The organism is uncultured Jatrophihabitans sp., assembly GCF_964244045.1.
Lineage (GTDB): Bacteria > Actinomycetota > Actinomycetes > Mycobacteriales > Jatrophihabitantaceae > Jatrophihabitans.
In genome coordinates this window covers 109,792-122,186 of sequence record NZ_CAXTHK010000005.1, presented here as the reverse complement: position 1 = coordinate 122,186, position 12,395 = coordinate 109,792, and the positions used below count along the sequence as shown (strand labels likewise).

Below are 12,395 nucleotides of genomic sequence, written 5' to 3'. Positions count from 1 at the left end.
CGCGGCCCCACTAGCCTGAGTGCCGTGCTGCGACTCTCCACCCTCTTCCTGCGAACCCTGCGTGACGACCCCGCTGACGCCGAGGTCCCGAGCCACCGGTTGCTGGTCCGCGCCGGCTACGTGCGGCGGGTGGCGCCGGGCATGTACTCATGGTTGCCGCTCGGTCTTGCCGTGCTGGCCAATGTCGAGCGCATCGTGCGCGAGGAGATGAACGGCATCGGCTCGCAGGAGGTGCACTTCCCGGCGCTGATCCCACGCGAGATCTTCGAGGTCAGCGGGCGGTGGCAGGACTACGGCGACACGCTGTTTCGCTTGCAGGACCGCAAGGACGCCGACTACCTGCTGGCGCCCACGCACGAGGAACTGTTCACCCTGCTCGTCAAAGGTGAGTACTCGTCGTACAAGGACTATCCGCTCTCGCTGTACCAGATCCAGACGAAGTACCGCGACGAGGCGCGACCGCGCGCGGGCATCTTGCGCGGGCGCGAGTTCATCATGAAGGACTCGTACTCCTTCGATCTCTCGCACGAAGGTCTCGAGACGTCGTACAAGGCGCACCGCGATGCCTACGAGCGGATCTTCACCCGGCTCGGCTTCGACTACCGCATCGTGTTCGCGGTGTCGGGCGCGATGGGTGGTTCGGCGTCTGAGGAGTTCCTCGCGCCGGCCGCGTCCGGTGAGGACACCTTCGTGCAGTGCACGAACTGCGACTACGCGGCCAACACCGAAGCGGTCGAGATCGCGGCGCCCACGCCGACCGATCCCGCAGACCACCCGGCCGAGCAGGTGCTCGACACGCCGGACACGCCGACCATCGACACGCTCGTGACGCGGCTCAACGAACTCGTCCTCCGGGGGGAGCCGTTCACCGGCGCGGACACGCTGAAGAATGTCGTGCTGCGCACCCAGTCGCCCGGGTCCGACGAGTGGGAGCTGCTCGTCGTCGGCGTGCCGGGCGACCGTGACGTCGACCTCAAGCGTCTCGGCGGGCAGCTGGAGCCGACCCTTGTGGAGCAGGCCGGGCCGGACGATCTCGCCACTCAACCCGGGCTGGTCAAGGGTTACATCGGCCCGCAGGTACTGGCCGATCTCAAGATCCGCTACCTCGTCGACCCGCTCGTCGTGCCTGGCAGCGCATGGGTCACCGGCGCGAACGAGGCCGGCAAGCACGCGGCGTTCGTCGTGCGCGGCCGGGATTTCGAACCCGACGGCGAGATCGGCGCCGTCGAGATCCGTGACGGCGACCGGTGCGCGCGGTGCGGCTCGCCGCTGCAGATCGCCCGCGGCATCGAGCTGGGGCACGTCTTCCAACTCGGCGAGAAGTACGCGAAGACATTCGGACTCACCGCGCTGGGTCAGCACGGCAAGCCGGTGACGGTGACGATGGGCTCGTACGGGGTCGGCATCACCCGCGCCGTCGCCGCGCTGGCCGAACAGACCTTCGACGACAAAGGGCTGTGCTGGCCCAAGGGCATTGGTCCGGCCGACGTGCACCTCGTCGCTACTGGCAAGGACGACGCCGTCTTCGACGCTGCCGAGACCCTTGCTGCGTCGCTGGAGGCGGCTGGGGTGCAGGTCATGTACGACGACCGCCGCGGCGTCTCGCCGGGCGTCAAGTTCAAGGACGCCGAGCTGATCGGCGTCCCGGTCATCGTGATCGTCGGTAAGGGCCTTGCCGACGGCACCATCGAGGTCCGTGACCGGCGCAGCGACGAGCGTTGCGACGTGGCCGTCGATGATGCGGCCGAGGCCATCCGGGCGCTGGCTCAGTGAGCGACCCGCTGACGGCGCCGTACGGGTCATGGGTCTCGCCGATCACCGCCGCCGACTATGCGGCCGGCTCGCACCCCGTTGCCGGCGGCACGTTCGTGGGCGACGAAGTGTGGTGGCTCGAGCTGCGCCCGGCCGAGGGCGGTCGGTACGCGGTCCGCCGCACGGGAGCCGACGGTGCGCCCGTGGACGTCCTGCCCGCACCGTGGAACGCCCGCACCCGGGTGCACGAGTACGGCGGCGGCGCCTGGACGACGTCCGGCGATGCGCTGGTGTTCGCTGAGTTCGGCGACCAGCGGCTGTACCGTCTCCTGCCCGGCGAGCAGCCCACGCCATTGTCGCCGGCGCCGGATGTCGTAGCCGGGCTGCGCTATGCAGAGCTGCGCATCGTCGACGACGAGGTGTGGTGCGTACGCGAGACGCACGATGCAGCCGGCAACGTCGTCCGTGATCTGGCTGCTGTGCCCCTCGACGGCTCGGCAGCCACCGACCCGTCCGCCGTGCGCTCCATCGTCGGCGGCTCGCACTTCCTGGCCGGTGCCCGCGTCTCACCCGATGGTCGGCGCCTGGCCTGGATCGCCTGGGAGCACCCGCAGATGCCCTGGGACGGCACCGAGCTCCGCATCGCCGACCTCGTCGACGGGGTGGCCGCGAACGTGCGCACGCTGCTCGGTTCGACGACCGAGTCGGTGCTGCAGCCGGAGTGGGCGTCCGACGACGCGGTGTTCGCGATCAGCGACGCCAGCGGCTTCTGGAACCTGTATCGCGTCGGCGTTTACGACGGTGCTGTGGCCGCGCTGCACCCGATGGCGGCCGACTTCGGCGGCGCGCTGTGGCAGCTCGGAATGCGCTGGTACACCCCGCTGGACGATGGCCGGCTGCTCACCGTGCGCACCTACGGCACCGACACCCTCGCCGTCCTGGACCCGGTGTCCGGCGAGCTGACGGACCTGGACCTGTCAGGCAACACGTCGATCGCGCTCGGTGGCCGCCGGGGGAGCGAGGTGCTGCTCTCGACCGGTGGCGCGAAGATCGTCGACGGCTTGCGACGGTTCGAGCTCGGCTCATCGACGCTGCGCGACGTGCGCCTCGACGCGGACAACCTGCCCGACGCCGGGTACTTCCCGGACGCCGAGATGATGACCTTTCGCGGCGAACAGGACCGCGACGTCCACGCCGTCGTCTATCCGCCGCACAATCCGGACTTCGAGGCGCCGGAGGGTGAGCGCCCGCCGTTCGTGGCCTTCGTGCACGGCGGCCCGACGGCGCGGGTCAAGCCGCAGCTCGCGGTGATCATTGCCTTCTTCACCAGCCGAGGCATTGGCGTGGTCGACGTCAACTACGGCGGGTCGACGGGCTACGGGCGCGAATACCGCGACCGGTTGCGGGGCCAGTGGGGCGTGGTCGACGTCGAGGACACCATCACCGCGGTGCTCGGCCTGGCCGAGGCCGGCCTCGCCGACCGCTCGAGACTCGCCATCGAGGGCGGTTCGGCCGGTGGTTGGACGGTGTTGAGCGCGCTCACCACCTCCGACGTCTTCGCCTGCGGCACGTCCTTCTTCGGGGTCGCCGAGCTGGTGCAGTTCGCCGCGGACACGCACGACTTCGAGTCGCGCTACCTCGACGGCCTCATCGGTCCGCTGCCCGAGGCACGCGAGCTGTACGACACCCGCGCGCCGTTGAACAACGTCGCCGGACTGTCCTGCCCGGTGCTGCTACTGCAGGGTCTGGACGACCCGATCGTGCCCCCTTCGCAGGCCGAGCTGTTCCGCGACGCCCTGCTCGCCAAGGGCATCCCGCACGCGTACCGCGCCTACGAGGGCGAGTCGCACGGCTTCCGCAAGCGCGAAACGATCATCGACTCGCGCGAGTCCGAGCTGTCCTTCTACGGCCAGATCATGGGCTTCGAGACGCCCGGCATCCCGTCTCTCGACCTCCGGCGTTCATGAGTCCGCGTCCGCTGAGCGAGATCCTCGATCCCGGCTGGGCCGTTGCCCTCGAGCCGGTCGCCGACCAGATCGCAGGCATGGGGCAGTTCCTGCGCGACGAGATCGCAGCGGGCCGGCGCTATCTCCCGGCCGGCGAGCACGTGCTGCGTGCCTTCACCCAGCCGTTCGACGACGTCCGGGTGCTCATCGTCGGCCAGGATCCGTACCCGACCCCGGGCCACCCGATCGGGCTCTCGTTCGCGGTGGAGCGTGACGTGCGCCCGATCCCGCGCAGCCTGGCCAACATCTATCGCGAGCTGAAATCGGATCTCGGTGTCGAGCCGCCGGCGCACGGCGACCTGACGTCGTGGTCGCAGCACGGGGTGCTGCTGCTCAACCGGTGTCTGACCGTGGCGCCCGGCGCGTCCGCATCGCACCGCGGCAAGGGCTGGGAAGCGGTTACCGATCAGGCCATCCGTGCGCTCGTGGAGCGGCAACGGCCGCTCGCGGCCATCCTGTGGGGCAAGGACGCGCAGACCCTGCGGACGTTACTCGGCGCCACGCCCCGCATCGAGTCGGTGCACCCGAGCCCCATGTCCGCCGACCGCGGCTTCTTCGGCTCCAAACCGTTCAGCCGGGCCAACGCCCTGCTCGTCGAGCAGGGCGCCAACCCGGTTGATTGGACGCTCGACTAGCTCGTCACGAGCGTCCGGTCGGGATGCTCGTCGTCGGCCACGAATGCGTTCGTCGCAGGGTCGAGCACGGTGCACCGTGCGCTGGAAAGGTCGAAGAACATCCCGACGAGCTGCAGACCGCGTTCCTGCTGCGCCCGCGACACCGAATCGATGCCGGCCAGCCGGTCGAGCTGCACCCGGACGTTGACCTTCGCCAGCCGGTCCGCCGGGTCGATGCCGTTACCCGGCTCGTCCTCGTAGGTCCGCAGCGAGTCCGCTCCGCCGCCAGCCAGGTGCCGAGCGCTCCGTCGGCACCGCCGGCCAGCAGTGCCTTCATCGCCCCGCGGCCGGAGTGCCCACAGACGACGATGCGGCGCACGCCCAGCACGTCGACGGCGTAGTCGACGGCCGCGGCCACCGACGCGTCACGACCATCGACGGGCACCAGGTTGCCGATAGCACGGACGCGCTTGCGCACGTCTGTTCACCGTTCCCACGTCGCCCGGGCGGCAGCTTGGTGCAATGTGTCCGTGCCCTAAGTGCCCGATGTATCGCTGATCACCGTGGTGTCGCGGTGGTATCACGGCGGTATCATGGACGGCATGGCCATGACCCTTCGCCTCACTGACGAGCAGGACGCCGCGCTGCAGGCGCTTGCCGATGCGCAGCACATGAGTAAGCAGGAGGCTGCTGTTCATGCGATAGAGGAACAGGCGGCACGCATCGCCGTGGCGCCCGACGTCAAGCGGTGGGCCGATCATGCCTTGGAGCGCTACGAAGGCTTGCTCGACCGCCTAGCTCAGTGATTCGATATCTGTCGCTCGACGACGTCCTTTACCTTGCGGCCCGGCTCGGCGAACCGACCCCGAGAGATGCCGGTCTGGTCGCGTCGGCCGTTGCTCGCCCCCAAACAACCGTCTTCGGCGATGACGCGTACCCAGATCTGCACACCAAGGCGGCGGCTCTGCTGCACTCGCTGGCGCGCAATCACGCGTTCGTCGACGGCAACAAACGGGTGTCCTGGCTGGCTGCCGGCGCGTTCTACTGGGTAAACGGCTTCGAGTTGGACGCCCCGGAAGACCCGGCCTACGACCTGGTCATCTCGGTGGCTACCGGCGATCTCGACGCACCCGAGATCGCTGAGCAGCTGAGCGCGTGGGTTCGCCCGCGGTCATGACTAGTCGGCGAGCCGAGCCGGGAAGCCGCCGGTCGCGATCGGTCCCCACCGGGTCGGCGTGATGCGGATCAGCGACTTGCCCTGCTCGGTCATCGCCTGCCGGTACTCGTCCCAATCGGGGTGCTCGCCGCTGATCGAGCGAAAGTAGTCGACGAGCGGGTCGAGCGCGGCGGGTAGGTCGAGCACCTCGGCGGTGCCGTCGACCTGCACCCACGGACCGTTCCACTCGTCGGACTGCACCATGATCGAGCACTCCGGAGTACGGCGCAGATTGCTGACCTTGGCCCGTTCGGGGTAGGTCGAGACGACGATCCGACCGTCGGCGTCCACCCCGCCGGTGACCGGGGACAGCTGCGGTGATCCGTCGCGACGGTGGGTGACCAGGGTCATCCGGTGGCGGGGACGCACGAATTCCAGCAGTTCGCCGAGCGCGACGGTGGTGTTGGTGGCGATGGAGCGCGGCATGACACGTGTCTACCCGTCCCGGGGGCCGTCCGGTGTCGGTGCCGGTCATTAGGCTCGGAGCGTGAACGATCGACTCATCGTGCGTGGCGCCCGCGAGCACAACCTCAAGGACGTCAACCTCGACCTCCCCCGCGACGCGATGATCGTGTTCACCGGGTTGTCCGGGTCGGGCAAGTCCAGCCTTGCCTTCGACACGATCTTCGCCGAGGGCCAGCGCCGCTACGTCGAATCGTTGTCGGCGTACGCCCGTCAGTTCCTGGGCCAGATGGACAAACCGGACGTCGATTTCATCGAGGGTCTGTCGCCGGCAGTCTCCATCGACCAGAAGTCGACGTCAAAGAACCCGCGCTCGACGGTCGGCACCATCACCGAGGTCTATGACTACCTGCGCCTGCTCTGGGCGCGTATCGGCAAACCGCACTGCCCGGTCTGCGGCGAGGCGATCGCCAAGCAGACCCCGCAGCAGATCGTCGACCGCATCTTGGCGATGCCGGAGGGCACCCGGTTTCAGGTCCTCGCCCCCGTCATCCGCGAGCGCAAGGGCGAGTACCTCGACCTGCTCGGTGACCTGCAGACCAAGGGCTTTGCCCGCGCCCGCATCGATGGCATCGTGCACCCGCTGACCGATCCGCCCAAGCTGAAGAAGCAGGAGAAGCACACCATCGAGGCGGTCGTCGACCGGCTCTCGGCGAAACCGTCGAGCAAGCAGCGCATCACCGATTCGGTCGAGACGGCGCTGGGGCTGGCCGGGGGAGTCGTCATCCTCGACTTCGTCGATCTGCCTGATGACGACGAGCACCGCGAGCGCCGGTACTCCGAACGACTTGCCTGCCCGAACGACCACCCGCTGGCGATCGACGAGCTCGAGCCGCGGTCGTTCTCGTTCAACTCGCCCTTCGGCGCCTGCCCGGTGTGCACGGGGCTCGGCACCCGGCAGGAGGTCGACCCCGAGCTCGTCGTTCCGGACCCGGAGAACACGCTGGCCGGCGGGGCCATCGCGCCCTGGGCCAGCGGCCAGACCAGCGAGTACTTCCTGCGCCTGCTGCAGGGTGTCGCCGAAGCCGTGGGGTTCAGCCTCGACACCCCCTGGGAGAAGCTGCCCGCGCGGGCCCAGAAAGCCGTGCTCCACGGCGTCGACGACCAGGTGCACGTCAGCTACCGCAACCGCTACGGCCGCGACCGGTCCTACTACGCCGCCTTCGAGGGCGTCGTGCCGTGGATCGAACGCCGTTACACCGAGACCGACAGCGACTACTCGCGCGAGAAGTACGAGGGCTACATGCGCGAGGTGCCCTGTGCCACGTGCCGCGGCACCCGGCTCAAGCCCGAGATCCTCGCCGTCACCGTGCACGACCGCTCGATCGCCGAGATCGCCGCGCTGTCCATCGGCGACGCGGCCGAGTGGCTGGCCGGGCTCGACCTCGACCAGCGCGAATCGATCATCGGCGAGCGGGTGCTCAAGGAGATCAACGCCCGGCTGGGGTTCCTCGTCGACGTCGGCTTGCACTATCTGTCTCTCGACCGCGCCGCGGCCACCCTGGCCGGTGGTGAGGCGCAGCGCATCCGACTGGCCACGCAGATCGGGTCCGGGCTGGTCGGCGTCCTGTACGTGCTGGACGAGCCGTCCATCGGCCTGCACCAGCGCGACAACCACCGGCTCATCGAGACGCTGGTGCGGTTGAAGAACCTTGGCAACACCCTGATCGTCGTCGAGCACGACGAGGACACCATTCAGACCGCGGACTGGGTCGTCGACATCGGCCCGCTGGCCGGTGAGCACGGCGGCCGGATCGTGGTCAGCGGCACTGTCGACGATCTGCGTGCGTCCGAGGAGTCGATCACCGGGGCCTACCTGTCGGGGCGTCGGCGCATCGAGGTGCCGGCGCTGCGCCGGCCGCGCCAGCCCGGTCGTGAGCTGGTGGTCGAGGGTGCGCGTGAGCACAACCTGCGCAACGTCGACGTCGCGTTCCCGCTCGGCTGCTTCGTCGCGGTCACGGGGGTCAGCGGGTCGGGCAAGTCCTCCCTCGTCAACGACATCCTGTACGCCTCGCTGGCCAACAAGATCAACCGAGCCAAGCTGCCACCCGGGCGGCATAAGCGGGTGCGCGGCATCGAGCACCTGGACAAGGTGGTCGGCGTCGACCAGTCGCCGATCGGGCGGACACCGCGGTCCAACCCGGCCACGTACACCGGCGTGTTCGACCATGTCCGCAAGCTGTTCAGCGAGACCACGGAGGCGAAGGTCCGCGGCTACCAGCAGGGCCGGTTCTCGTTCAACGTCAAGGGCGGGCGCTGCGAGAATTGCCAGGGCGACGGAACCATCAAGATCGAGATGAACTTCTTGCCCGACGTCTATGTGCCGTGCGAGGTCTGCAAGGGCGCGCGCTACAACCGCGAGACGCTGGAGGTGCACTACAAGGGCAAGAACATCAGCGAGGTACTCGAGATGCCGATCGAGGAGGCTGCCGAGTTCTTCGCGCCCATCGAGCGCATCGCCCGGCACCTGCGCACGCTGGTCGAGGTCGGTCTCGGCTACGTCCGCCTGGGCCAGCCGGCCCCGACGCTGTCCGGCGGCGAGGCGCAGCGCGTCAAGCTGGCGTCCGAGCTGCAGAAGCGCTCGACGGGCCGCACGATCTACGTCCTGGACGAGCCGACAACCGGCCTGCACTTCGAGGACGTGTCCAAGCTGCTCGGCGTGCTGCACTCGCTCGTCGACAAGGGCAACTCGGTGGTGGTGATCGAACACAACCTCGACGTGATCAAGACCGCCGACTGGATCGTCGACATGGGTCCCGAGGGCGGTTCCGGCGGTGGCCTGGTCGTGGCCGAGGGCACGCCCGAGGACGTGGCCGAGGTCGAGGGCTCCTGGACGGGGACTTTCCTCAAGCCCTTGCTGGCCGGCACGAGCCGTACTCCGGCGGCCCGCAAACGATCGTCGCGCACGGCTGCGGCGCGCAAGTCCGGCCCACGACGGACGTCGGCCCGCAGCGCGTAGGGCGTCACGTCAGGTCGAGGTACATGACGTGCAGCCCGACGTAGCTGCCGTCTGACCGGCGGAATGCGCCCGGCACCGTCCCGACGATCAGGAACCCAAGGGACTGCCAGAGCCGGACCGCCGAGGTGTTCGTCTCGACCACCGCGTTGAACTGAATCCCTCGGAAACCCGCGGTGCGCGCCCAGTCGACAACGTGCGAGCCGAGCAGTCGACCGACGCCCCGACCCTGTGCGCCCGGATCGACCATGAAGCTTCCGGTGGCGACGTGGGAACCACGCCCGGGCCGGTTCGGTCCCATCGTTGCGGAGCCGAGCACGTGCGCACCGTCCATGGCGGCCACCGTCCGGGTCGGTGGGCCCGGCACCCACAGGGCCCTGGCCGCGTCGGAGGTCAGACCCTCGGGGTAGGCGTACGTTTCGCCGCCAGCCACGATGCTCACGAAGAACGGGTAGATCAACGGCCAGTCCTCGGCCGTTGTTTCACGAATGTTGATCACGTGATCGGGATCCAATAGCGGCCGATGGGCTTGCCGTCCAGCACGTCACCCGGCCACTGCGGGTCGCGGCGACCGCCGCAGGACTCGATGACCCTGATGGACGGGGTGTTCGAGTCGTCAGCGGTGAGCAGCGCATCGCGGACGTCGTAAGAGCGAGCAATGACGAGGCTCTGCCGCAGGATTTCGGCGGCGTACCCGCGTCGCCGGGCGTCCGGTAGGACGCCGTACCCGATGTGCCCGCCGCGGGCGAGCAGCCAGTCGGTCAGCTCGTGCCGGATCGAAGTGCGTCCGACGATCCGGCCGCCGACCTCGGCCACGAGGAACGTCATCGGAACGCGATTCGCCGCGAGGTTCACGCCGATGCGCACCTCGGCGAGTCGCTCAAGGTACCGGGACCATGTCAAGTCGTCGTCGTGTTCGAGCAGGAACGGGAAATCGTCGGCGGCGAGGGCGAGTTGGGCCGCGTGCGCCACCCGTTCGTCGTCCTGACGCAGCGGCCGGAGGATCAACCTCATGCTGGCTGACGCTAGCGGGCGTGGGTCGGCGCAGCGATGCATATTCGTGTCGGCACCCCGTGTCACTCTGGGCTCATGGGCGGGAGTCTCTACGGGCGCGTTCTGGCGGTGCGCGAGGTGCGGCGTGCAGTGCTGCTCGGCCTCGTCGTGCGAGTGCCGCTGTGGGCGTCCAACGTCGTGCTGACCCTGCACGTGGTGACCCACCTCGGCCGCTCGTACGCCGAGTCGGGGTTGCTCGTGGCTGTGGCTACGGTGACGCTCGCCGCCAGCGGGCCGTGGCGAGGCCGACGGATCGACCGGGTCGGGCTCCGCGCATCACTCGCCCCGTGTCTGGTCGTCCTCGCCACGTGCTGGAGCATCGCGCCGTTCGTCGGGTACTGGCCACTGCTGGTCCTGGCCGCCGTAGCCGGCTTGTTCGAGGTGCCTACCTTCACCATCGTGCGGCAGTCCCTGATGCACAGCGTCCCCGACGACCTGCGTCGCACCGCGCTGTCGATCGACTCGGTGGCCGTCGAGATCTCCTTCATGATCGGCCCGGTCATCGGAGTGCTGCTGGCCACGACCGTTCCCACGTCGTGGGCGTTGTTCGGCTGCGAGTTCGCCTCGATCGCCGGCGGGGTGGCCATCTGGATCCAGAACCCGGTGGTTCGCGACAATTCCGTCGAGCGGCCTGCGCGTAAACCGGCCCGAACATGGCTCGGACGTCGCGTGATCGCGGTGTTGCTGGCAGCGGGGGCCGCCACAGTGGTGCTCGGCGGATGCGACGTCGCCATCGTCGCCGCCCTCCGTCACCTGCATCACCAGCCGTGGATCGGCTGGGTGCTCGCGGTGTGGGGGCTCGGGTCTGCAGTGGGTGGGCTTGTCTACGGAGCGCTGCATCGTGCCCTGCCCGTCTTCCCCCTGCTCGGGCTGCTCGGAGCGACGACGATCCCGGTTGCCCTCGCCGGTGGCCCGCTGATGCTGGCCGTGCTGCTCTTCGTCACCGGCGTGTTCTGCGCGCCCACCATCACAGCAACCGTCGATGCGTTGTCGCGGATCGTGCCGGACGCCGTGCGCGGCGAGGCGCTGGGGTGGCACGGGTCGGCCATGACCGCCGGGGCCGCGCTCGGGGCCCCACTGGCCGGTGTCGCCATCGACACCGTTAGTTGGCGTGGCGGCTTCGTTGCTCCCGGCGTGCTGGGTCTGGCCGTCACCGTGATCGGCCTCCTGCTCTACCGTTTGCGCGACCGCGGGTCTACGGCGTACGTCGCGCTCCCACCCCAGGAACGGCGGGTCGTCGAGGCGGTGCGCGAACTCTGACACGACTGTGTCAGACTTTTCGGGTATGACGAACTTGCAGGCGTTCATCGCCGGACTGCCCAAAGCCGAACTGCATGTCCACCACGTCGGCTCGGCCTCGCCGCGCATCGTCGCCGAGCTGGCCGCCCGGCACGCCGGCGCCACATCGGTGCCGGCCGACCCGGACCTGCTGGCCGAGTACTTCACGTTCACCGACTTCGCGCATTTCATCACCACGTACCTCTCGGTGGTCGACCTCATTCGCGACGCTGAGGACGTCTGGACGCTGACCTACGAGATCGCCCGTGAGCTGGCGGCCGAAAGCGTGCGCTACGCCGAGCTCACTCTGACCCCGTACTCGTCGATCGCCCGTGGCATCGCCGCCGAGTCGTTCTGCGAGGCCGTCGAGGACGCCCGGGTGCGGGCTGAGCGGGACTTCGGCCTGGTACTGCGCTGGTGCTTCGACATCCCGGGCGAAGCCGGCGTGCCCGCGGCCGACGTCACGCTCGACGTCGCCACCCGGTTGCGTCCGGAGGGTTTGGTGAGCTTCGGCCTCGGCGGCCCGGAGCTCGGTGTCCCGCGCGAGCAGTTCGCACCGCACTTCGACGCCGCCGTCGCCGCCGGGCTGCACAGCGTCCCGCACGCGGGGGAATCCACCGGGCCAGAATCGATCTGGGACGCGCTAACCCACCTGCACGCCGAGCGCATCGGCCACGGCATCGCGGCGGCGCGCGACCCCCGCCTGATGGCCCACCTGGCCGAGGCCGGGATCCCGCTGGAGGTGTGTCCGACGTCGAACGTGTGCACCCGGTCGGTGCCGTCGCTGGCCGAACACCCGTTGCCGCAGTTGGTTGCGGCCGGGGTGCCGGTGACCATCAACTCCGACGATCCGCCGATGTTCTCGACGACGCTGAACCATGAGTACGAGGTCGCTGCCCAGTTGTTGGACCTCGGCCGCGACGGCGTGGCCGACCTCGCCCGCGCCGGGGTCCGCGCCTCGTTCCTCCACGACGTGGGCAAGCGTGAATTGCTGACCGAGATCGACACCTACGCGGCCCAGCCGGCGCCAGGACTTGTCGTCCCCGGCCACTAGCCTG

At 69.1% G+C, this 12,395-nt stretch carries 12 protein-coding genes and 1 pseudogene; 8 read left to right on the top strand and 5 right to left on the bottom strand.

From position 1 onward, the window contains the following. Positions 1-24 precede the first annotated feature (24 nt). Genes ACFFC4_RS06220 through ACFFC4_RS06210 form a run of 3 tightly spaced genes read left to right on the top strand, consistent with a single transcriptional unit; the run spans position 25 to position 4,393 of the window. Entirely contained in the window at positions 25-1,773 is a 1,749-nt protein-coding gene (locus tag ACFFC4_RS06220; RefSeq protein WP_375498838.1) for a proline--tRNA ligase, read from the top strand. Continuing rightward, positions 1,770-3,719, top strand: coding sequence for a prolyl oligopeptidase family serine peptidase (locus ACFFC4_RS06215; RefSeq protein ID WP_375498836.1), 1,950 nt, complete (start codon positions 1,770-1,772; stop codon positions 3,717-3,719). The genes ACFFC4_RS06220 and ACFFC4_RS06215 overlap by 4 nt, the downstream gene beginning before the upstream one ends. After that, the gene (locus tag ACFFC4_RS06210; RefSeq protein ID WP_375498834.1) at positions 3,716-4,393 is read left to right on the top strand and encodes a uracil-DNA glycosylase; all 678 of its coding nucleotides are present in this window, start codon (positions 3,716-3,718) and stop codon (positions 4,391-4,393) included. The genes ACFFC4_RS06215 and ACFFC4_RS06210 overlap by 4 nt, the downstream gene beginning before the upstream one ends. Here ACFFC4_RS06210 and ACFFC4_RS06205 read toward each other — a convergent pair. Both ACFFC4_RS06205 and ACFFC4_RS06200 read right to left on the bottom strand, forming a co-directional pair. Then, positions 4,390-4,569: a hypothetical protein gene (locus ACFFC4_RS06205; RefSeq protein WP_375499040.1), complete on the bottom strand. Its 180-nt coding sequence runs from the start codon at positions 4,567-4,569 to the stop codon at positions 4,390-4,392. The two genes, ACFFC4_RS06210 and ACFFC4_RS06205, sit on opposite strands and share 4 nt — an antisense overlap. 86 nt (positions 4,570-4,655) lie before the next feature. Beyond that, positions 4,656-4,850: pseudogene (locus ACFFC4_RS06200) on the bottom strand (carbonic anhydrase); the annotation flags it as partial. A 61-nt stretch (positions 4,851-4,911) separates the two neighbouring features. On the opposite strand from ACFFC4_RS06200, the gene ACFFC4_RS06195 reads away from it, so the two are divergent. Both ACFFC4_RS06195 and ACFFC4_RS06190 read left to right on the top strand, forming a co-directional pair. After that, on the top strand, positions 4,912-5,178 hold the full coding sequence (locus ACFFC4_RS06195; protein WP_375498832.1) for a CopG family transcriptional regulator: 267 nt from the start codon (positions 4,912-4,914) through the stop codon (positions 5,176-5,178). Continuing rightward, positions 5,175-5,549, top strand: coding sequence for a type II toxin-antitoxin system death-on-curing family toxin (locus tag ACFFC4_RS06190; RefSeq protein ID WP_375498830.1), 375 nt, complete (start codon positions 5,175-5,177; stop codon positions 5,547-5,549). Before ACFFC4_RS06195 ends, ACFFC4_RS06190 begins: the two co-directional genes overlap by 4 nt. Here the strand turns inward: ACFFC4_RS06190 and ACFFC4_RS06185 are convergent, their stop codons facing one another. Next, on the bottom strand, positions 5,550-6,014 hold the full coding sequence (locus ACFFC4_RS06185) for a PPOX class F420-dependent oxidoreductase (RefSeq protein WP_375498828.1): 465 nt from the start codon (positions 6,012-6,014) through the stop codon (positions 5,550-5,552). A 61-nt stretch (positions 6,015-6,075) separates the two neighbouring features. Between ACFFC4_RS06185 and uvrA the strand changes: the two genes are divergently transcribed. Beyond that, positions 6,076-9,009, top strand: a complete 2,934-nt coding sequence (gene uvrA, locus ACFFC4_RS06180; RefSeq protein WP_375498826.1) for an excinuclease ABC subunit UvrA — start codon at positions 6,076-6,078, stop codon at positions 9,007-9,009. 4 nt (positions 9,010-9,013) lie between these two features. On the opposite strand, the gene ACFFC4_RS06175 is transcribed toward uvrA, so the two are convergent. Both ACFFC4_RS06175 and ACFFC4_RS06170 read right to left on the bottom strand, forming a co-directional pair. After that, the gene (locus ACFFC4_RS06175; RefSeq protein WP_375499028.1) at positions 9,014-9,502 is read right to left on the bottom strand and encodes a GNAT family N-acetyltransferase; all 489 of its coding nucleotides are present in this window, start codon (positions 9,500-9,502) and stop codon (positions 9,014-9,016) included. Then, positions 9,502-10,020 (bottom strand): GNAT family N-acetyltransferase, encoded by a 519-nt coding sequence (locus tag ACFFC4_RS06170; protein WP_375498824.1) that lies wholly within the window; start codon positions 10,018-10,020, stop codon positions 9,502-9,504. Before ACFFC4_RS06170 ends, ACFFC4_RS06175 begins: the two co-directional genes overlap by 1 nt. Before the next feature lie 75 nt (positions 10,021-10,095). Between ACFFC4_RS06170 and ACFFC4_RS06165 the strand changes: the two genes are divergently transcribed. Both ACFFC4_RS06165 and ACFFC4_RS06160 read left to right on the top strand, forming a co-directional pair. Next, the gene (locus ACFFC4_RS06165) at positions 10,096-11,319 is read left to right on the top strand and encodes an MFS transporter (protein ID WP_375498822.1); all 1,224 of its coding nucleotides are present in this window, start codon (positions 10,096-10,098) and stop codon (positions 11,317-11,319) included. A gap of 25 nt (positions 11,320-11,344) precedes the next feature. Then, positions 11,345-12,391 (top strand): adenosine deaminase, encoded by a 1,047-nt coding sequence (locus ACFFC4_RS06160; RefSeq protein ID WP_375498820.1) that lies wholly within the window; start codon positions 11,345-11,347, stop codon positions 12,389-12,391. Positions 12,392-12,395: the final 4 nt, after the last annotated feature.

Coding starts and splice junctions, on each gene's coding strand:
- ACFFC4_RS06160 (WP_375498820.1), top strand. CDS start 11,345: ATGACGAACTTGCAGGCGTTCATCGCCGGACTGCCCAAAGCCGAACTG.
- ACFFC4_RS06165 (WP_375498822.1), top strand. CDS start 10,096: ATGGGCGGGAGTCTCTACGGGCGCGTTCTGGCGGTGCGCGAGGTGCGG.
- ACFFC4_RS06210 (WP_375498834.1), top strand. CDS start 3,716: ATGAGTCCGCGTCCGCTGAGCGAGATCCTCGATCCCGGCTGGGCCGTT.
- ACFFC4_RS06185 (WP_375498828.1), bottom strand. CDS start 6,014: ATGCCGCGCTCCATCGCCACCAACACCACCGTCGCGCTCGGCGAACTG.
- ACFFC4_RS06170 (WP_375498824.1), bottom strand. CDS start 10,020: ATGAGGTTGATCCTCCGGCCGCTGCGTCAGGACGACGAACGGGTGGCG.